Genomic DNA, 19,958 nt, shown 5'->3' with positions numbered 1-19,958 from the left:
GGAGTCTCGTGCGTACCAGCAGCCCCTGGTGGGTGGTCGTCGGCGCCGGCACCGCCAACGCCGTCGGCCCCCAGATGTATCTGGCCACCATCGGCCTGTTCGTGCTGCCGATCGCCGAGGAGACCGGGTTCAGCCGCACCACGGTCACCGCCGCCTATTCGGTCGGTGCCGTCGGGATGGCGATCGGCCTGGTCATCGTGGCCCAGCTCGTTGACCGCTTCGCCGCCCGCTATCTGCTCGTGCCGTCGTTCGCGCTGTTCGCGGCGTCCATGGCGATGATCGGCCTGGTGCCGTCGGTCGCCGCGATCTACCTCATCCCCTGCTTCTTCGTCGGCTTCTTCGGGGCCGGAACGGTCGTGCCGGCCACCCGCGCGGTGGTGAGCTGGTTCGACAACAACCGTGCCCTCGCCATCGGCATCGTGACCGGCATCATCAGCCTGGGCGTGGCTCTGGCGCCGGTGCTGGCCGACGCGCTCATCTCCAGCGTCGGCTGGCGTTCCGCGTACGGGGGAATGGCCGTGATCGCCGCCCTCGTGTCGATCACGATGGTCACGCTGTTCGTGCGGGCCCGAGCCGAACGCCACGTGCGCGGCCGGCTCGTTCAGCAGACCCGGGAGCACGGCCGCGACGTCAGCCTCGAACTGCCCGGCCGCACGTTCACCGAAGCCGTACGGACGAGGCAGTTCTGGGGGATAGCGCTCGGGCTCGGCCTGGTCGGTGTCGTCGTGGTCGGCCTGCAGGTGCACCTGGTGCCGATGATGACCGACCGTGGGCTCAGCGACGGCCAGGCCGGCACGCTCCTCGTCGTGTTCGGCCTGGCCTCGCTGGTGGGCCGGGTCGCGGGCGGCTTCATCATCGACCGGGTGCACGGCCCGATCGTCGGACCGGTCGTGATGCTGGCGCCCATCGCCGGCATGTTCTTCCTGCACCCGCCGTTCAGCAGCGCGGCCGTCGCGGTCGCCTTCATCGGCGTCGCGTTCGGCATCGAGGGCGACCTGCTCGCGGTGCTCATCACCCGCTATCTGGGCACCCGCCACTTCGGCCGGATCCTGGGCCCGGTGCAGGCGGCGTTCCTGCTGGGCACCGCGGCCGGCCCGCTGCTGCTCGGCCTGGCCTACGACAACCTGGGCTCGTACGATCCGGTCATGCCGGTGCTGATGGGAGCGCTGGTCATCGGCGCTGTCCTCATCGCCACCCTCGGCCCGTACGCCTATCCGCCCGTCCGCGGGTTCGATCAGCTGGCCGCCCGCGACGAGCTGGCCGCCTCCGAGGTCCTGAACGACCTGACCCGGAGCCGGGCTACGACAGCCACTTGAGGATGGCCTGGTTGGTCTCCTCCGGCAGCTCCTGCTGGATCCAGTGACCGCAGTCCAGGCTCATCACCTCCACGTCGGGCACAAAATGGGTCAGCCGTTCGGACCTCGCGACCAGATCACGGTCGCCGTAGATCATGAGGGCGGGCCGGCGGATGATCGGGTCCACGTCGGCCAGCCGGCGCCAGTTGCGGTCGAGGTTCCGATACCAGTTGATGCCGCCGGTGAACCCGCTCGACGCGAAAGCCGAGACGTAGACGGCCAGTTCGCTGTCGCTCATCACGGGCTCGCCGAGCGGCGTCCCGGCCCGGGCCAGGTTGATGAACGCCATGCCCGGCTCGGGCTCGGTCGGGGGCACGTTCCTGCGGTACAGGTTGCGGAGGAACCGGGCGGCGTTCTCGTCGAACACGGCGTCGGCGACGCCCGGCTGCCGGTTGAAGTGGACGAAATAGGAGTCGCCGCCCAGCAGCTCCTCCAGGAACTCGATCCAGGGCTTCTCGCCGCGCTCCTGGTAGGGCACGCTCAGGTTGATCACCTTGGTGACGCGGTCCGGACGCAACAGGGCCAGGCCCCAGACGACCATGGCTCCCCAGTCGTGGCCGACAAAGGTGGCGTCGGCGTATCCGTAGTGGTCGAGGAGGGCGACGAGGTCACCGGTCAGGTGCTCGATGTCGTAGTCGGTCACCTCGGCCGGACGTGACGAGTTGCCGTAGCCGCGCTGGTTGGGCGCGATGACGTGGTAGCCGGCGGCGGCCAGGGCCGGCATCTGGTAGCGCCAGGAATAGGCGAGCTCGGGCCAGCCGTGGCAGAGCACGATGGGCCGTCCGGCGTTCCCGCGGCCGGCTTCGAAGACTTCAAGTTCCACGCCGTTGACGGCGACAAGGGTGGGCTCGGGAAAATCCGTCGGTGAGGTCATGGACGCCATCCTGCGGGGCGAAACCGGTCATCCTCTGACCGGTTTCCGGGGAAAGATCTGCGGTGTGCGAGCCGACCGCCTGATGGCCATCCTCCTGCTGCTGCAACAGCGCGAACAGCTGACCGCGGCCGAGGTCGCCCGCGAGCTGGAGATCTCCGAGCGCACCGCCCGGCGCGACCTCGACGCCCTGTCCACGGCCGGGGTGCCCATCTATTCCCTACAGGGCCGGGGCGGTGGCTGGCGCCTGGTCGGCGGCGCCCGCACCGACCTGTCCGGGCTGACCGAGGGCGAGGCCCGCGCCCTGTTCCTGGCCGCCGGCCCGGCCTCGGCGGCGGCCCCGGCCCTGAAAGCGGCCCTCCGCAAGCTCGTCCGGGCCCTGCCGGAGCCGTTCCGGGTGCAGGCCGAGGCGGCGGCCGCGTCCCTGATCCGGGACCCGCAGCGGTGGGGGTCGAGCCGCGTCGTGCACCCGCCGCCGCGTTTCCTCGACGACCTGCAGGACGCGGTGATCCGTGGGGTCCAGGTGCGGCTGGGCTACGCCGACAGCACGGGGGCCGTGACCGAGCGGACCGTCCACCCGCTGGGCATCGTCGCCAAGGGCCCGTCGTGGTACCTGGTCGGCGACACCGAGGCCGGCCGCCGGACCTTCCGGGTCGACCGCGTGACGTCCGTCCGGCCGACCGGCGATCCCGTGCACCGGCCCGAAGACTTCGACCTGGCCGCGAGCTGGCGCGAGATCGCCGGCGAGGTCGACCGCAGGCGGACGCCCCTGGAGGCCCGGGCGGTGTGCGTGTCCCACGGGACGGCCCTGCTCCGGATGGCGTTCGGCGACCGGCTCGAGGTGGGCGGTGCCACGGGTGACGGCCGCATCGAGGTCGTGATCCGTGGCTACGACGAATACACGCTCGCGGGCGAACTGGCCGGGCTGGGCGAGTGGATCGAGGTGACCGGCCCTCCGGGCGTACGGGATCATCTGGCCGCGATCGGGCGGGCGCTCGTCCAGCGCTACGGCTGACCGGACCGGCTAGGGCCTGTCCTGCCGATCACGCGGGAGTGAGACGAGGTCCAGGTGGTGGCTGGCGTCGGCCGCGAAGCGGCCGCATACCGGTGTTGTATGTGGGCGCTTCGCGGACGCCGTCAGGCGCCGCCTGGGCCACGTCGCAGCCCCTCGTGATCGGCAGGACAGGCCCTAGGCGACGGCGAGGACCAGCAGCCCGGCCACGGCGACGGCCAGGCTGGTCAGCATGAAGGCCAGGTTGTGCGCGGTCCACCACCGGATCCGGCCCACCACGTACGCCGGAACGTCGTCCACGCGCACAACCTTGACCGCGATCAGGGCCAGCCCGGCCACGACCATGCCGAGCACCCCGAACCAGGTCACCAGCCCGGCGAACTCCATGTCGCCATCAGACCGCGCACCCGGGACGGGAGGTGTCTCACCTTGAGACGAGTTTGTCGTCGCCGATGTGCGGAGTGGTGCTGCGGTCCACGTCCACGGTGGCCCGGGCGGCGACCCGGCCGTCGGCGGTGACGGCGGTCAGGTGGAGACGGCCAGATGACCAGCCGTCGGGCAGGACCGCCGCCACGGCAACGGCCGCGCTGAGTTCGTACGGCTTGGCCTCGACCGCGGGACCGTCGACGGCGCCCAGAAGCGGGGCCGTCGAATAGATCGGACCCCACGCCCACGTCAGGGTGCCGGCGAACAGCTCGGGGCCGTGGTGCGAGACGTGCACGCCGAACTGCGCGTCCGGGCCGAGGATGTCGCGGCCGGGAGCCACCGGCTCGACGTCCAGCACCAGGGTGGTGGTCGCGTTGGCGTCGACCGGGGAGGCGCCGCCCAGGTCCTTGGGCTGCCGGTCGAACGTCAGCAGGCCCGCGGACTCGTGCTCGATGTCGTACAGCTCGGTGTAGACGTAGCCGGAGAGCCGGTCGTGGCGGCGCAACTCCTGGGTCTGCCAGCGCAGGTGCCAGCCCCGCTCGACACTGGTGAAACCTCCGCCGTACTCGGAATTGAGGTTGGGCAGTCCGCGCAGCGGTTGCGACGGCACGGCGAGCGCCTTGTGCACCACAAAATCCGGCCCGAGCTTGACCGGGAAGTCGTCGCGCTCCCCCTCGACCAGGGCGCGCAGGGTGCGGGCCCAGCCGATCGCGCTCTCGTCGTAGTAGTGCCAGTCGAGCAGGTCGGTGCGGACGTGGGTCCATCCCGAGTTGTCGACGATCGGCCGGCTCCGGTCGAGAGAGGCGAGTTTCCCGTACGCCGTGACGACCGCCTCCTGCTTGGCCGCGTCACCCGGGATGTCCCAGTCGAGGCCCCACTCCTCGTTGTAGAGCCCCCAGATCACGATCGCCGGGGAGTTGCCGTCACGCCGGACCATCGGCTCGATCTGCGCCTCGAACGCGGCCGTCGACGCCTCGGTGAACGTGCCGGTCGAGGCCGGTTCGCACCACAGCAGCATGCCCAGCCGGTCGGCATGGTGGATGAAGCGCGGGTCTTCGAGCTTCAGGTGCTTGCGTACGAGGGTGTAGCCCAGTTCCCGGGCCAGTTCCAGGTCGCGGATCATGGCCTCGTCGCCGGGCGGGGTGATGCCGGTTTCCGGCCAGTAGCCCTGGTCGAGCACGCCCTTGACGTAGAGGCGTTCGCCGTTGAGCAGGATCTCCTCGCCGCGGACCTCGACCTTGCGCAGCCCGGTGTAGCCGCTGACCCGGTCGACGCCGTCGGCGGTTTCCAGCTCGACGCGCACGGAGTAGAGGTGCGGGTCGGACGGGCTCCACAGCCGCGGTTCGGCGATCGGCAGCTCGATCTCGGCGGCGCCCGTCGGATCGGCCGTGGCCGCGATTCCGTCGACCTTCAGCGTCGCGCCGGCCGCATTCGGACCGGCGACCTTCACCCGTACGGAAATGCCGTCGAGATTTTCGGTCGGGCGCAACGACAGCGACCCGATGTGCGTGGCCGGACGCGATTCGAGCCAGACCGACTGCCAGATTCCCGAGCTCGGGGTGAAGCAGACGCCGTCGTAGTCCGTACGGGGAACGCTTCTCTGTTTGCCGTGGGCGATCTCGCGCTTGTCGGCCGGTGCGTCCACCCGCACGACGAGTTCCGCCCCGTTTCCGGATGCGAGCGCGTCGGTGATGTCGGCCTCGAACGGCGTATAGCCGCCCTCGTGCCTCACGACCTCGATGCCGTTGACCCACACGGTGGTCAGATGATGGGCGGCGCCGAAATGCAGGACGACCCGCTGCCCGTTCCACTCCGACGGCACGTCGAGCGGGCGCCGGTACCAGCCGACCGGCTGCCAGAACTCGGCGATGCCGGAGGCACGGGTCTCCCACGCGTACGGGACGGTGATGCGCCGGTCGTAGACGGGCTCGGTGAACGAGAAGTCCCATTCCCCGTCGAGGCTGAGCCAGCTGTGCGAGCGGTCGAAGTGCGGCCGCGGATACTCTGCCATTGTTGTTGCTCCTAAACGGGTTTCAGCCTTTGACGCTGCCGGCGAGGATGCCGTTGATGAAGTGGCGTTGCAGGAAGATGAAGACGAGCAGCAGCGGGATCATCGCGATGCTGCTGGCCGCCAGGAGCTCGCTCCAGACGGTGGCGAAATCGGCGCCGATCCGGTTGCCGGTGATGTTCTGCGCGAGCGTCGAGAGCACCACCTGCAACGTCTGATGCTTCTCGTCGTTGACGGCGACGACCGGCCAGACGAAGTCGTTGTAGATGTTCATCATGGTGAGCACGGCCAGCCCGGCCAGACCGGGACGGATGACCGGCACGACGATCCGGCGGAACAGCCCGAATTCCGAGGCTCCGTCGACTCTTCCGGCGTCCAGCAGCTCGTCCGGAATGGCGGCGATGACCTGCCGCATCCAGAAGATGCTGAACGCGTCGATGCTGCCCGGCAGGATCAGCGCCTTGTACGTGTTCACCCAGCCCAGCGCGCTCATTTCGAGCAGCAGCGGAATGATGAGCACGAGCGTGGGGAGCATCAGGGTGAGCAGCACGATCCCGAAGAGCACGTTCTTGCCGGCGAACCGGTATTTGGCGAACGCGTATCCGGCCAGCGGGCAGAAGAACAGCGTCATCGCGCCCTTGACCACCAGGACCAGCGCCGTGTTGGCGAAGCCGGTCCCGATCGGCACGTCGGCGAACATCGCCCGGTAGCCGTCGAGGGTGGCGTCGAGCGGGTTGAAGCTGAGCGGGTCGCTGATGATTTCCGCGGCCGGCTTGATCGAGGAGCTGATCGCCCACCAGATCGGGTAGAGGAAGAGCACCGCGAGGACGGCCAGTAACGCGTACGTGGGAATGCCTGGCCGTTTGTCATTCATCGCGGGCTCGCAGGAACCGGACGGAAATGAGCGACAGTGCGAACACGAGAATCACCAGGAGGAACGAGTTGGCCGCCCCGGTGCCGAGGTCGGAGGCCGTGATGTGGTCGTAGAGATAGAGGCCGGCGGTGGTCGTGGAGCCGTACGGGCCGCCCTGGGTCACCACGAACGGCTCGGCGAACATCTGGAACACCGCCAGCGTCTGGATGACCAGCAGGAACGACAGGCTGCGCCGCATCAACGGCACGGTCATCGACCAGAACTGGCGCCAGCGGGACGCACCGTCGAGGTCGGCCGCCTCGTACACGTGGGTGGGAACCGACTGCAGCCCGGCCAGCAGGATGATGATGGCGAATCCGGTGGTCTTCCACAGGAACAGCAGCGCCAGCGTCGGCTTCGACCAGGCGGTGCTGGTCAGCCAGCCCACATCGGGCAGACCGATCAGGTTGAGCGCGTGGTTGACCAGGCCGTAGTCGCGGTCGAAGACGACGATCCAGACCTGCGCCATCGCCACCAGCGGGGTGACGAACGGCGCGATGAAGGCGACCCGGAACAGCCCGCGCAGCCGCAGTTTCGCGTTGGAGAGCAGCACCGCGGCGCCGAGGCCGGCGACGAGCTGGATCGGGACCACCAGCAGCCACATGATCGAGCTGTTGCCCAGCGACGCCCAGAACTCGGGGCTGGTCAGCAGGTAGGTGTAGTTGTCGAGGCCGATCCAGCGGGCCTCGCCGGCCCCGGTCCACTTGGTGAAGCTCAGCCTCAGGGCGTACGCCAGGGGGTAGGCCCCGAAGGCGGCGAACACCAGGAAGAAGGGCAGCACGAAGACGTACGGCGCCGCCCTCTTCTGCAGGAGCGCGGACATCAGGCGCGGTCCACCAGGTTCCGCTGGATCTGCTTGGTCGACTCGCCGATCACGTCGTCGACCGACATCTGGCCCTGGATGAGGCGCTGCACGTTGTTGCCGAGGTAGTCGACCGACTTGGCCCACCAGGCCGGGATCGGGGCGGCGGCCGGGATGGTCTTGCTGGCGTCGACCGCGACCTTCCACAGGTCCTGGCCGCCCAGCGCCTCGACCGGCTGGAACAGGGGCTTGGCGGCGTCGAGAGCGGGCAGGAAGGCCGGGACCGAGGTGTTGAGGCCACCCGGGTAGGTGTCGCTCGGGCCGTACACGGCCTGGATGCCCTCGTCCTTGACGGTCAGGAACTCGTACAGACGCCAGGCCAGTTCGGGGTTCTTCGCCTTGGCCGGGATGACGAAGCTGGAGCCGCCCATCGCGCCGCTGCGCGCGCCGCCCGCGGTCCAGGCCGGCAGCGGGGCCGCGCGCCACTTGCCCTTGGTCTTGCTGAGCAGCGTCTGCGGTGCGAAGTCGAACCAGATCGCCCACGGCACGAACGCCTGGGTGCCGTCCTCGAGGGCGGCGATGTCGGCCGGCTTGAGGTACGGCGTGTGGGTGACCAGCTTGTCGTCGACCGCCGATTTGATCCAGGTGAAGATGCGGCGGTACTCCTCGGAGTCGAGGCGCAGCTTGCCCTGGTCGTCGCTGAGGCTGGTGCCCTGCTGGTTGGCCAGCATCTCGAGCCACAGCTGGCCCAGGAACGGGTCGGCGTCGAGGTGGATGGGTTTGGCCTTGGCGTTGCGTTCCTGCAGCTTGCGGCCGGCGGTGAGCAGATCGTCGTACGTGGCCAGCCCGGCCGGGTCGATGCTCGCGTCCTGCAGCAGGTCCTCGCGGTAGTAGAGCAGGCCCGGGTTGAGGTCCCACGGGACGCCGTAGACCTTGCCGTCGACGGTGTTCACGCTCAGCTTCTGCGGGGCGATCTGGTCGCGGTAGGGCGCGATCAGCGAGGTCAGGTCGTAGAGGTGCTCGGCCTGGCCGGCGATCTTGGCGTCGTCCCAGAACGAGCCGTCCGGCACCCCGGCGCCGGAGATCAGCGTGTTGGCCAGCTTGGCGTCGATGTCGACGGCCTGGTGGTCGACGGTGACGCCCGGGTTGGCGGCGGTGAACTTCTTGATGGCGGCGTCGAAGACCTTGAACAGGTCGCCGGATCGGCTCCAGATCGTCAGGGAGCCGGTGAGCGGGCCGCTGCTGCTGCTCGCGGTCAGCGGCTGGGAGGAGGTGGTGTCGTCCGAACCGCCGCCGCACGCGGCGAGGGCGGTCAGGGCACCGGCGCCGGCGGCACCGGCCAGGAGGGTACGGCGGGTTGTCATTATCTGCTCCTTCGAGCTCTCGTTTGCCCGGAGTCTTAACCGCTCTGCAACGATGCAGACATCGTGCACCTCGCTCTGCAACGATGCAAGACCTAAGATGGGCGCGTTGGCCGTAGGCTGTCGGTCGACTCATGGGGAGGTCAGGAATGCGCGATGCCACGTTGCGTGATGTGGCGAGCCGGGCCGGGGTGTCGATCCGCACGGTGTCGAACGTCGTGAACGGCTACGCGCCGGTGTCCGACGCGCTGCGCGCCAAGGTCGAGACCGCGCTGACCGAGCTCGACTACCGCCCCAACCTGATCGCCCGCAACCTGAAACAGGGCCGCAGCGGCATGCTCTGCCTGGTCGTGCCCGAGCTCGACGTGCCCTACTTCGCCGAGCTGGCCCGCGCGGTCATCGCGGCCGGCCGCCGGCACGGTTACGCGGTGATGGTCGACCAGACCGACGCCGATCCCTCCCGCGAAAGGGAACTGCTCACCCGCAACTCCCGCCTGACCCTGTTCGACGGCCTGATCCTGAGCCCGCTCACGTTGAGCGCCCAGGAGCTGCGCGAGCGCGGCAACAAGACGCCGGTGGTTCTGCTGGGCGAGCACCTGTTCGACGGCAGCTTCTCCCACGTGGCGATCGACAACGTGGCCGCCGCCCGGGACGCCACGGCCCACCTGATCTCCCTGGGCCGGACCCGGATCGCCGCGATCGGCGACCAGCCTTACCGCACGGGCGAGACGGCCCAACTCCGTACGGCCGGTTACCGCCAGGCTTTGGAACACGCGGGCCTCCCGTACGACCCCGCCCTGGTCCGGCCGACCGAACGTTTCCACCGCCGCCTGGGCGCCACCGCCGCGACGGCCCTGATGGCGCTGCCCCACCCGCCCGACGCCATCTTCTGTTACAACGACCTGCTGGCCATGGGCGCCTTGCGCGGCCTGCGGTCGGCCGGCGTCCGCGTCCCCGACGACGTGGCCGTGATCGGCATCGACGGCATCGAGGAGGGCGAGTTCTCCACCCCGAGCCTGAGCACGGTCGTCCCCGACAAGCAGCAGATCGCGACGCTGGCCGTGGAAAGCCTGGTCGCCCTCATCGAGGGCGGAACCCCACCGGCCCCGGCCGAGGTGCGGGCCGCCCACACCCTGCTGCCCCGCGAGAGCACGCTCGGCGCGATTTGACTGATGCCCGTCAATTGTTAAGGCTGCTGCATGTAATTTGCCCTCTCCCCCAGGAGGCATCATCCCCATGCGCAGATCCCGATTTTTCATCGCGGCGACCGCCCTCGTGGTGGCGCTGGGCGCCGGCCTCGCGGTCAGCTCCCGCAGTGACACGGCCGAGGCGGCCGTCGTCTGGAACGAGGACTTCAACGGCCCGGCCGGCAGCGGCGTCGACACGTCGAAGTGGAACTTCGACACCGGCGGCCACGGCTGGGGCAACCAGGAGCTGCAGTACTACACCAGCGGCACCGGCAACGTCGCCATGAACGGCCAGGGCCAGCTGGTCATCACCGCCCGCAAGGGCAGCGGCGGGCACAACGACTGCTGGAACGGCACCTGCCAGTTCACCTCCGGCCGCATCCAGACCGCCGGCAAGTTCACCCAGCAGTACGGGCACATCGAGGCCCGCATCCAGGTGCCGGCCGGTTCCGGCCTCTGGCCCGCCTTCTGGATGCTCGGCGGCGGCAACTGGCCGGCCGACGGCGAGATCGACATCATGGAGGTCGTCGGCCGCGAGCCCAACCAGCTCTTCGGCACGCTGCACGGCCCCGGCTACTCGGGCGGCAACTCCTTCGGCGGTATCACGACCGCGAGCACCCCGTGGCACCAGGCCTTCCACACGTACGCAGTGGACTGGTCGCCCAATCTGGTCGTCTGGACCGTGGACGGCCGCGAGTTCTTCCGCGCCACCCCCGACTCGCTGCGCGCCGCCAAGGGCAACGTCAACTGGGTCTTCAACCACGGGTTCTTCATCATCCTCAACCTGGCCATCGGCGGGAACTTCGGCCAGGGCAACCCGGCCGGCCTGCCTGCCGAGAGCAAGATGCTGATCGACTACGTGCACGTCAGCACCTCCACCACGACACCGCCGCCGAGCGGTGGCGGCAATGCGCTCAAGTCCAGCCTGAGCGGCCGGTGCATCGACATCCCCGGCGCGAACCCGGTCGACGGCGCCCGCCTGCAGACCTACGACTGCAACGGCAGCGCGGCCCAGCAGTGGACAGCCAACGGCGACGGCACGATGCGCGCGATGGGCAAATGCATGGACCCGGCGGGCGGCGCCCTGACCAACGGCACGCCGATCCAGCTGGTCACCTGCAACAGCAACCCGGTGCAGCGTTTCACCCTGTCGGCCGCGGGCGACCTGGTGAACGTGTCGGCCAACAAGTGCGTAGACGTCAAGGACCGCAACACCGCGAACGGCGCGCAGCTCCAGCTGTGGGACTGTTCGGGCCAGCCCAACCAGAAGTGGTCCCGGGCCTGACCCCCTGACCCTCTCCGGGTGGCCGGCAACCCCGGTCACCCGGACGCGGCGGGCCGGAGGCACATGTTCGCCTAAAAGGTACAAGTGCCGCACCATGGCGTCGTGTCCAAGGTGACGATTCGACGCCTGAGGGTTTCGCTGTACTGGCTCGCGTGCGCGGCCCTCCTCTTCGCGCTGGGCCGCGTGGCCGCCCAGCACGGTCTGGGATGGGCCGACCAGGCGGCCAGCGTCTGCTCCCTGATCGTCGCCCTGGTGACCCTCGCCATGACGTTCGCTCAGATGCTGTGGTCACGGGGCACCGGGTCGACGCCGGCCGAGATCGGCGAAACGCAGGCGCTGGAGGAGCTCGCGGTGACCCTGCGCCGGCAGTGGGCCGACGAGGAACGGCTGCGCCGGATCCACGATCCCCGGCCCCTGCCGGTCAGCTGGGACGTGATCGACGCCCCGGCCGACCTCACGGGCAGCTTCACCGAGGTCGGCACCGTCTTCGCACGGATACCCACCCGGCGGCTGATCATCCTGGGTCAGGCCGGTGCGGGCAAGAGTGTGCTGGTCACGCGTCTTGCCCGAGATCTTCTGGCCCGCCGCGCGCCGGGTGATCCCGTCCCGGTGATCCTGCCGATGGCGACCTGGAAGGAGCGGACGACGGTCGAGGAGTGGCTGACCGACCAGCTGATCCGCAGGCATCCCGGCCTCGGCGCCGAGGTGAACCTGTCGAGCGGCGGACAGACGTCGCTGGCCGTCACCCTGCTGACCAACGGCCGCGTCCTGCCCATCCTCGACGGCTTCGACGAGCTGCCGGCCGACGTGCGGCGACGCGCGCTCGAGGCCGTCAACTCCTACGGTTCCGACCAGCCCCTGGTGCTGACCAGCCGCCCGGACGAGTTCACCGAGGCGGTGGCCGCCGCGGGCCGGTCGATTTCGGGGGCCGCCCGGGTGGAACTGCGGTCGCTGCACCTACCCGATGTGTACGCCTACCTCAATGAGGCGGCGCATCCCGCGCGGTGGCGTCCGGTCGTCAACCGCCTGCAGTGGGAGCCGGCCGGTCGGCTGGCCGACGCCATGACCAACCCGCTCTTTCTGTGGCTCGCCCGCACGATCCACGAGGCACCGGGAGTGGATCCGGCCCGGCTGGTCCGGATGGACGACGAGGGCGTGGACCTGGAGGGCTACCTGCTGGACGCGTTCGTACCCACGGTCTACGGCACGGATGCGGGACGGGCCCAACGCCGGCTCGCCTTCCTGGCCGCCCACGTCGAACACACCCGCACGACCGAACTCGCCTGGTGGCGGTTGCCCCGCGCGTTGAACGGCTGGTACGGGGTCTCGTCGGGCCTTCGGGCCGCGTTGCGGGGCGCGGCCGTCGCGGCGTTCCTGATCTGGCTGCTCTCCCACGGAGGATTCTGGCAGCAAGGCCGGTATGTCGAGCCGGCCGAGGAGACAAGCTTCCCCGCCACCCTGTACGAGGGTCCCGTCGGTGCGCCCCTGGCCCCGCTGATGAAGAGATTCTTCGACTGGGACACCGGGTTTCACCGATGGATCGGCTCCATCGCCGACCATCTCCTGCCCTTCCTGTCGACCGTGACGATCGCCGGCGCGGTGGTGCTGTTCGCGCTGTTCGCCGCCGTCTCGGCAGCGGTTCAGGGACCGGGTGGCATCGGGGAGCAACCACCGAAGGAGATCCGCCAGTGGTCACCGCGGCACCTCCCGGCCGCGCTCGGGGATCTTCTGGGCCTGCTGTTCATGGTCGCCCTTCTCGCGGGCCTGGCCTGGCTGGTGGCGGGCCCCTCGACGCGGGCGACCTACCGGACGACGCTCGTTGCGCTGACGTCGGTGCCGCTGTGGATCTGGACGCTGATGGCACTCGCCCTGATCACCATGGGGGCGTGGCCGGAGATCAAGCCGGTCGACGTGACCCGCACCGCCGACCCGCCGGAAGCTCTGCGTCTGGACCGGCGAGCCTTCCTGACCACCAGATTGATCCTGACCGTCCAGCTGACGATTCTCGTATGGGCCCTGTGCGGCCCGGCGGTGACCGGATTCTTCCTGGCCTACGCGGCCGGCAGCCTGGCGCTGCGAAGCCTGGCCGGCTCTCCGTCTGTGCTCGACCCGGGTGAGGCGAGCCAGGTCTATGCCGACGCGCGGTTCTGGCTCGCCGCGTCGGGACGCCTGCCGTGGCGCACGATGGCCTTTCTGTCCGACGCCCATCGACGCGGCGTGCTCCGCCAGAACGGCAGCATCTACCAGTTCCGGCATCTGAGCCTTCAGGAGACGCTGGCGGCCAAACACTCCGGACAGCGCGATAACCGGTCGCGGGCACGGGCGGGGGCTCGCTAGCGTTCGCGGCATGGGTGGGAGAGCGACACGGCACCGGGACATGACGTCGCCCCACTCGCTTTACTCTCTGGCTGTTCATCCGATCCATGTGGTCTGCCCGCGGTGTGCCGCGCACGCGCGGGTGGTGGGGGTTCCGGGTGATGAGCAGCCCTCGACGACCCGGGGGCGGCGGCTTGTCTGTTCGCATTGCGGGCATGCCGCGAACTGGGCGCCGCGCCACCGGTCGAGCTGGTGGGGTGCGGCCGTCGACCCGTTCTTTCAGCAGCCGCTGTGGGCCTCGGCGACCGTTCGCGGGCACCGGCTGTGGGTCTACAACCGGGAGCATCTGACGGTGCTGACCGAGTTCGTGGCGGCCGATCTGCGCGAGCGCGGCCCGTACGGGGGCTGCTGGATGTCGATGATCGAGACGCTGCCGGCCTGGATGAAGTCGGCCCGCAACCGCGACGACGTGCTGGCCACGCTCGCCCGGCTGGAGGCCCGGCTCGACGACCAGGGGCGGCCCTCGTCGCGGCCGCGCCGCCCGGCCCGCAGCGTCGACCTGCGCCGTCTCGGAGCGCACGAACACCGTTACCAGAGCTGAGGCGTAACACGTCTGGCACACGGCCTTGACGTTGACGGAGGCCGATGTTTGACTCTGAGCATTCTTGCTCGTTCGGCTCGCGGGAGCGTGCGATGGTGATTGGTCGGACACGAGTAGCCGTCGCGATTCTGAGCCTGCTCGGGAGCCTGCTGGCGCCGGGAGCTCCGGCGGGAGCGGCCGGGAAGACGACCCAGTTCCTCGACCACCGCGCGCTTCTCGGCGGCACGACGCCGGAACCGGACTGGTACGAGGCGAACATCCCCTTCGTCGATCTGCCCGACGACGAGATCGAGAAGACCTACTACTACCGGTGGCGCACCTTCAAGGAGGCGCTGAAATACACGGGACCCAAGGACGGCTGGATCGTCTCCGAATTCCTCGGGCCGGTGGGCTATTCGGCGCCGTTCGGTGGGATCGACGCCGCGGCGGGACACCACATCTATGAGGGACGGTGGCTGCGGGACCGCCGCTATCTCGACGACTACCTCGACTACTGGCTCACCGGATCGGGGTCGGAAGCCAAGCCGGCCACCGAGAATCTGAACAAGAACACGACCGACTGGGCCCACCAGTATTCGTTCTGGGCGGTCGACGCGGCGGTCGCGCGGGCCGAGGTCACCGGCGACTGGAAATTCCTGATCGACCGCATGCCGGCGCTCGAACGGCAGTACCAGGGCTGGAAGAAGACGAACTTCGACGCCACCCGCGGGGTCTACTGGCAGACGCCGGTCTGGGACGCAATGGAATTCACCGCCAGCTCCTATCAGAGCGACGACCCCTACCACGGTGGCGACGGATACCGGCCGACCCTCAACGCTTATCAGTACGGCGATGCCCGCGCCCTGGCGCTGTTGAAGCGCCGGACCGGTGATGTCGCGGCGGCCCGGCGCTACGAGAACGAGGCGGCGCAACTGAAAGCGGCCACCGACCGGGTGATGTGGGACGGCTCGTTCTACAAGCACGTCATGAAGGGGCAGGACACCCGGATCGCCGACCGCGAGCAGATCGGGTTCATCCCGTGGTACTTCAACATGCCGTCGGCGTCGAAATCCGTTGCCTGGGCCCAGTTGACGGATCCGCAGGGCTTCGCCGCGCCGTACGGGCCGACGACCACCGAACGCCGCAGCCGCTGGTTCATGCACGAGGCGCTGAACGGCTGCTGCCGCTGGGACGGGCCGAGCTGGCCGTTCGCCACCAGCCAGACCCTGACCGCGCTGGCCAACCAGCTGCTCGACTATCCGGCTCAGTCCTACGTGGACAAGAACGACTACACGGCGATCCTGCGCGGCTACGCGTTGACCCAGCGGAAGAACGGCCAGCCGTACGTGGCCGAGGCGCACCACCCGGACGAGGACCGCTGGATCTACGACGGCGCCGGCCACTCCGAGGACTACAACCACTCGACCTTCACCGATCTGGTGCTGTCGGGGCTGCTCGGCATCCGGCCGCAGTCCGACGACACCGTACGGATCGCCCCGCTCGTGCCGTCGACGTGGAACCACTTCGCGGTCGAGAACGTGCCCTACCACGGCCGCAACCTGACGATCCTGTGGGACCGCGACGGCAGCGTCTACGGCAAGGGCGCCGGGCTGCGGGTCTGGGTCGACGGCGTGCAGCGGCTGTCGCGGGCCACGCTCGGGGACGTGCGGCTGAACGTGGGGCCGGCTAAGAAAATCGAGCTGCCTGAGCTCGTGGACGACGCGGCCAACGTACGGGAAAGCGGGTATCCCCTCGCCTCGGCGTCCTACACGTGGCGGGGTGACAGCGCCGCCAACGCGATCGACGGGCAGAACTTCCACCTCGACGTGCCGTCGACCCGCTGGACCACGTGGCAGTCGCCGAACGCGTCGGACTGGCTGGCGGTCGATCTCGGTGCGCCCACGGCGGTTTCCGACGTACGGGTGGACTTCTACGACGACGGCGGCGGAGTTCGCACCCCGGACGCCTACGCCCTGCAGTACCAGGATTCCGCCGGCGCCTGGATCGACGTGCCCGGCCAGCAGCGCACGCCCGCGACGCCGGTGGGCCGGGCGATCAACCGGATCGTGGTCGACCCGCCGCTGACGACCGATCGCATCCGCATCGTGCCGACGCGCGACGGTGGCGGTGCGGTCGGCATCACCGCCCTGCAGGTATGGCGGCGGCCGGATCCCCGCCTGACGGCCTCGTTCACGGTCGGTTCGCTGGCCGTCGACGCCGGGACCACCACCACCGTCCGCACGCGCATCACGGCATCCAGGACCGCTTCCGACGTACGGGCATCGCTTGCTCTGCCTCGCGGGTGGACAGCAGTTTCCCGTACGCCCGCACGGGTCCCGATTCTGCGGGCCGGCGCGACGCTGACGACGACGTGGGACGTGACGATCCCGGCCACCGCCGACCCCTTGGCGGGCCTGCCGCTGCGGCTTCTCGCGCAGTCGGGCGCCGGAGCCGAGGGCGTGAGCGGGGCCGTGCTGCCGACGTCCTACCAGTTCGACCCCGCGAACTATCCGACGACGGTCTGGGACGACGATTTCTCCACGGATCGCCTGACGCAGTACCGGATCGACCACCCCGCGGCCGAGCCCTCGCCCGCGCTGGCCGTGGCCGACGGAACGCTGACCGCCTCGGCCGGCTCGCGCTCGTTCGCCGTGCTGGCCGCGCCGGTCGAGGCCTCGGCCGCCGGCACCGCGGTCATCGTCGAGCCGTCGAAGTTCGCCGGATCCTCCCCCGAGGACAGCCTGTTCCTGGGCCTCTCCGCGGGCGACCCGACGAACTCGCTGGCCTGGTACAACAACCACTTCGGGACGTCGGGGGCGGACATCCGGGCCGACGGCGCGTCCCAGCCCGACGGCGGCTGCTGCGCGACCGTGAAGTGGCAGGCCGGCGACCGGTTCGCCGTCGTGGCCCGCTCGGGAACGCTCACCACCTGGCACGAACGCGACGGCGCCTGGAGCCTGATCCACACCGCGCCGATCGCCTCGGTGGCCGGCTCCCCCGCGTTCGGCCTGCGCCTCGACGCCGGCTCGATCGCGCTGAACCGGGTCACCGTGCACACCCGTTAAGCTTCCGCTGGGGGCGCCGCATGATTGAACTGTCGTCGGAGGAGCCACAACCGCCGCGTCGCGAGGCGTCGCTGACGCGGCGTCACCTGCTGCTGGGAGCGGCCTGCGGGCTGGTCGGCGGGTCGGCCGGCGCGTGGGCGATCACCCGATTCGCCACCCCGGGACGGGCTGCGGCCCGGCCGCACGACATTCACCGCCAAATACCGCGTGGAGGGTGGTTCCCCGGTGCCGGTGATGTTCAGCGAGCGCACCTTGGTCGTCACGCCGGTCGGCTAACTTGTTGACGCTTCTGAATCGCTGTGCGAGCCTCCGAATCGGGTCATCTCCGTCAACATTCCTGATCATTTCGGGAAGTCGTCATGAACGGTTCCGAAGCCGGCTCGCCGCTGCTGTTCGTGCTGCACTCCGCGCCGGACAGCGAATGGGTGGACGGCTTTCTGCGCCCCGGTCTGGGGCTGGCGCCGGGCGCGATGCTCACCACCGAGTCGTTCCGGCCGGGCGTGGCCACGGTGGAGGAGATCGCTCGCGCCGTACGGGAAACGCGGTTCACTGTCCTGATTCTGTCCGACGCGTTCCTGACAGATCAATGGGCCACCTTCGGCCGCACCCTGGCCACGCATTCCGGCGTGACCGATCCCCACCACGTCGTCCCGCTCATGCTCCATCCGTGCGAGCTGCCGATCGATCTCGATTTCCGGGAACGTCTCGACTGCACCGACCCCGACCGGTGGGACGCGGAAATCAAACGGCTGCGCGACCTGCTGGCGATCGACGAGCCCCCGGCGGAAAGGGTGCGCTGCCCCTATCCGGGAATGGTCGCGTTCGGGCCGGACGACGCGCATTTCTTCTACGGCCGCGACCGGGAGATCGACGACCTGGCCCGGCGGATGCGGCACCAGCGGTTCCTGCTGATCGCCGGCCCGTCCGGATCCGGCAAGTCGTCGCTGGTCTCGGCCGGACTGCTGCCCCGGCTGGAGAAGGACTGGGTGGTCCGCGCGATGCGGCCCGGCCCCCGCCCGTACGAAGCCCTGAAATCGGCCCTGGAGGGCGAGGCCCGGCACATGCTGCTCGTGGTGGACCCGCTCGAGGAGGCGTTCACCCAGGCCACGCCGGGCGAACGGGAACGGTTCCTGCGCGCGCTCAGCATTCTGCGCGACGCCCGGGAATGCGCGCTGATCCTGCTGATGCGGGCCACCAACTACGCCGACCTGATGACGAGCCCGCTGTGGCCGCTCGGCCCGGGCGAACGGGCCGAGATCGTGCCGCCGCGCGAGGAGGAACTGCGGCGGGCGATCGCGCAGCCGGCCCGCGACGTCGGCGTCCACCTCGAACCGGTGCTGATCGAGCGGCTGCTGCACGACGCGGCCGGTGAGCCCGGGGTGCTGCCGCTGCTGCAGGAGACGATGGTGCTGCTGTGGGAGCGCCGGTCCCGCCGCCTGCTGACGGCCCGCGCGTACGAGGCCCTGGGCACCGACGGCCGCAGCGGGCTGGCGACCGCCATGGCGACCCGGGCCGACGCCGCCCTGGCCGCCCTCTCCCCCGCCCGGCAGGCCATCGCCCGGCGCATCCTGCTGCGGCTGGTGCACCTGAGCGACGACCACGGCGACAGTCGCCGCCAGCAGCCGGTCGCCGCGTTGCGCACGGGTGAGGACGGCGAGGATTTCGAGCGGACGCTGCGTCACCTGGTCGACCAGCGGCTGGTGATCGTGGGCGAGGGCCGGACCGCTGACCTGGCCCACGAGCAGCTGATCCGGGGCTGGCCGACGCTGCGGGAGTGGGTCGGCCAGAACCGCTCGGACGAACTGGCCCGCCGCCGGATCAGCCGGGACGCCGGCGACTGGGCGGGCGCGGGCCGCGAGCGGGGTTCGCTCTATCGCGGGCGCCGCCTGGCCGCGGCCCTGGAATGGCGGCGTCGCTACCCGCACGAGCTGGGCGACCACGAGCGGCGTTTCCTGCGGGCGAGCCGATTTTCCCGTACGGCCAGAAGGTCGGCTCTGGCCCTGGTGGTGCTCGCGTTCCTGGCCGGAACGGCCTGGCTGGCCGTTCCCCCGGTGCAGGAATGGCGCTGGCGCGACCAGGCCCGGCGGCTCGGCCCGACGGTGCTGCTGCCGGGCGGGGTGGCGCTGGTCGGGCCGCGGCCGTCCCCGGTCACGCTGCCGCCGCTGCGTTTCGACGTCCACGAGGTGACCAACGCCCAGTTCCGGTTGTGCGTCCGCGCCCGCCACTGCCTCGAACCGGTCCAGCCGTTCAGCGAAACCCTGTACTACGGCGGGGATCCCGAGCAGCCGGTCGTCTACGTCAACGCCTACCAGGCGGCCGGTTACTGCGCGTGGGTGGGCCGCCGGCTGCCCACGGAGAACGAGTGGGAACGGGCCGCCCGCGGGACGACAGGACGGCCGTACCCGTGGGGCGATGCCGAACCCGACTCCCGCCGGGTCGCCGCCGCGTTCGGCGAGTCGGACGCGCCCGCCCTCGACCCGGTGGACGACCGGCGCTACGCGGCCGGCGACACCCCCGAGGGGCTGATCCACATGGCCGGGAACGTGCAGGAGTGGGTGCGTACGGAGGTTCAGGACGACGAGAGCCTCGAGAGCGGCGCCACCGACCAGTGGCGGCGGCTGGGCACCTGGAACGGGCACGACCGGGTCAGCGTGCTCGCGGTCAAGGGCGGCGGCCGGCTCGACGAACCGATGCCGATGTTCCGGGCCAACGGCGCCGACGCGTCCGACCTCGACCCGCAGACCGGCTTCCGATGTGTCTCGACCGAGAGGTGAGGT

General features: G+C 70.0%; 14 protein-coding genes. 8 read left to right on the top strand and 6 right to left on the bottom strand.

Going from position 1 to position 19,958, the window contains the following annotated elements; genetic code table 11:
* Positions 1 to 8 precede the first annotated feature (8 nt).
* The gene (locus JIG36_RS09660; RefSeq protein WP_203375672.1) at positions 9 to 1,316 is read left to right on the top strand and encodes an MFS transporter; all 1,308 of its coding nucleotides are present in this window, start codon (positions 9 to 11) and stop codon (positions 1,314 to 1,316) included.
* Here JIG36_RS09660 and JIG36_RS09655 read toward each other — a convergent pair.
* A complete protein-coding gene (locus JIG36_RS09655) occupies positions 1,300 to 2,229 on the bottom strand; it encodes an alpha/beta fold hydrolase (RefSeq protein ID WP_203375671.1) in 930 nt (309 codons plus the stop codon). The genes JIG36_RS09660 and JIG36_RS09655 overlap by 17 nt on opposite strands.
* On the opposite strand from JIG36_RS09655, the gene JIG36_RS09650 reads away from it, so the two are divergent.
* The gene (locus JIG36_RS09650) at positions 2,228 to 3,241 is read left to right on the top strand and encodes a helix-turn-helix transcriptional regulator (RefSeq protein ID WP_268919550.1); all 1,014 of its coding nucleotides are present in this window, start codon (positions 2,228 to 2,230) and stop codon (positions 3,239 to 3,241) included. The two genes, JIG36_RS09655 and JIG36_RS09650, sit on opposite strands and share 2 nt — an antisense overlap.
* A 174-nt stretch (positions 3,242 to 3,415) precedes the next feature.
* Here JIG36_RS09650 and JIG36_RS09645 read toward each other — a convergent pair whose 3' ends face one another.
* Genes JIG36_RS09645 through JIG36_RS09625 form a run of 5 tightly spaced genes read right to left on the bottom strand, consistent with a single transcriptional unit; the run spans position 3,416 to position 8,751 of the window.
* Positions 3,416 to 3,625 carry a hypothetical protein gene (locus JIG36_RS09645; RefSeq protein ID WP_203375670.1) on the bottom strand — a complete coding sequence of 70 codons (210 nt, stop codon included), beginning with the start codon at positions 3,623 to 3,625 and terminating at the stop codon, positions 3,416 to 3,418.
* A gap of 37 nt (positions 3,626 to 3,662) precedes the next feature.
* On the bottom strand, positions 3,663 to 5,675 hold the full coding sequence (locus JIG36_RS09640) for a glycoside hydrolase family 2 protein (protein WP_203375669.1): 2,013 nt from the start codon (positions 5,673 to 5,675) through the stop codon (positions 3,663 to 3,665).
* 22 nt (positions 5,676 to 5,697) lie between these two features.
* Positions 5,698 to 6,546: a carbohydrate ABC transporter permease gene (locus tag JIG36_RS09635; protein ID WP_203375668.1), complete on the bottom strand. Its 849-nt coding sequence runs from the start codon at positions 6,544 to 6,546 to the stop codon at positions 5,698 to 5,700.
* A complete protein-coding gene (locus tag JIG36_RS09630) occupies positions 6,539 to 7,408 on the bottom strand; it encodes a carbohydrate ABC transporter permease (RefSeq protein WP_203375667.1) in 870 nt (289 codons plus the stop codon). Before JIG36_RS09630 ends, JIG36_RS09635 begins: the two co-directional genes overlap by 8 nt.
* The gene (locus JIG36_RS09625; protein ID WP_203375666.1) at positions 7,408 to 8,751 is read right to left on the bottom strand and encodes an ABC transporter substrate-binding protein; all 1,344 of its coding nucleotides are present in this window, start codon (positions 8,749 to 8,751) and stop codon (positions 7,408 to 7,410) included. Before JIG36_RS09625 ends, JIG36_RS09630 begins: the two co-directional genes overlap by 1 nt.
* A 146-nt stretch (positions 8,752 to 8,897) precedes the next feature.
* On the opposite strand from JIG36_RS09625, the gene JIG36_RS09620 reads away from it, so the two are divergent.
* From JIG36_RS09620 to JIG36_RS09595, 6 genes are all read left to right on the top strand, one after another.
* Entirely contained in the window at positions 8,898 to 9,917 is a 1,020-nt protein-coding gene (locus JIG36_RS09620; RefSeq protein WP_203375665.1) for a LacI family DNA-binding transcriptional regulator, read from the top strand.
* A gap of 67 nt (positions 9,918 to 9,984) precedes the next feature.
* A complete protein-coding gene (locus tag JIG36_RS09615) occupies positions 9,985 to 11,220 on the top strand; it encodes an RICIN domain-containing protein (protein WP_203375664.1) in 1,236 nt (411 codons plus the stop codon).
* 102 nt (positions 11,221 to 11,322) lie between these two features.
* Positions 11,323 to 13,557: an NACHT domain-containing protein gene (locus JIG36_RS09610; protein WP_203375663.1), complete on the top strand. Its 2,235-nt coding sequence runs from the start codon at positions 11,323 to 11,325 to the stop codon at positions 13,555 to 13,557.
* Between the two features lie 121 nt (positions 13,558 to 13,678).
* The gene (locus tag JIG36_RS51730; RefSeq protein ID WP_236046202.1) at positions 13,679 to 14,137 is read left to right on the top strand and encodes a hypothetical protein; all 459 of its coding nucleotides are present in this window, start codon (positions 13,679 to 13,681) and stop codon (positions 14,135 to 14,137) included.
* Between the two features lie 92 nt (positions 14,138 to 14,229).
* Positions 14,230 to 17,181, top strand: coding sequence for an MGH1-like glycoside hydrolase domain-containing protein (locus JIG36_RS09600; protein WP_203375661.1), 2,952 nt, complete (start codon positions 14,230 to 14,232; stop codon positions 17,179 to 17,181).
* A 359-nt stretch (positions 17,182 to 17,540) separates the two neighbouring features.
* Positions 17,541 to 19,955 carry an nSTAND1 domain-containing NTPase gene (locus tag JIG36_RS09595; RefSeq protein ID WP_203375660.1) on the top strand — a complete coding sequence of 805 codons (2,415 nt, stop codon included), beginning with the start codon at positions 17,541 to 17,543 and terminating at the stop codon, positions 19,953 to 19,955.
* Positions 19,956 to 19,958: the final 3 nt, after the last annotated feature.

This window comes from Paractinoplanes ovalisporus (assembly GCF_016834655.1).
Classification (GTDB): domain Bacteria; phylum Actinomycetota; class Actinomycetes; order Mycobacteriales; family Micromonosporaceae; genus Actinoplanes; species Actinoplanes ovalisporus.
The sequence above is the reverse complement of the archived record's forward strand: the minus strand, read 5'-3'. Positions and strand labels throughout refer to the sequence as shown.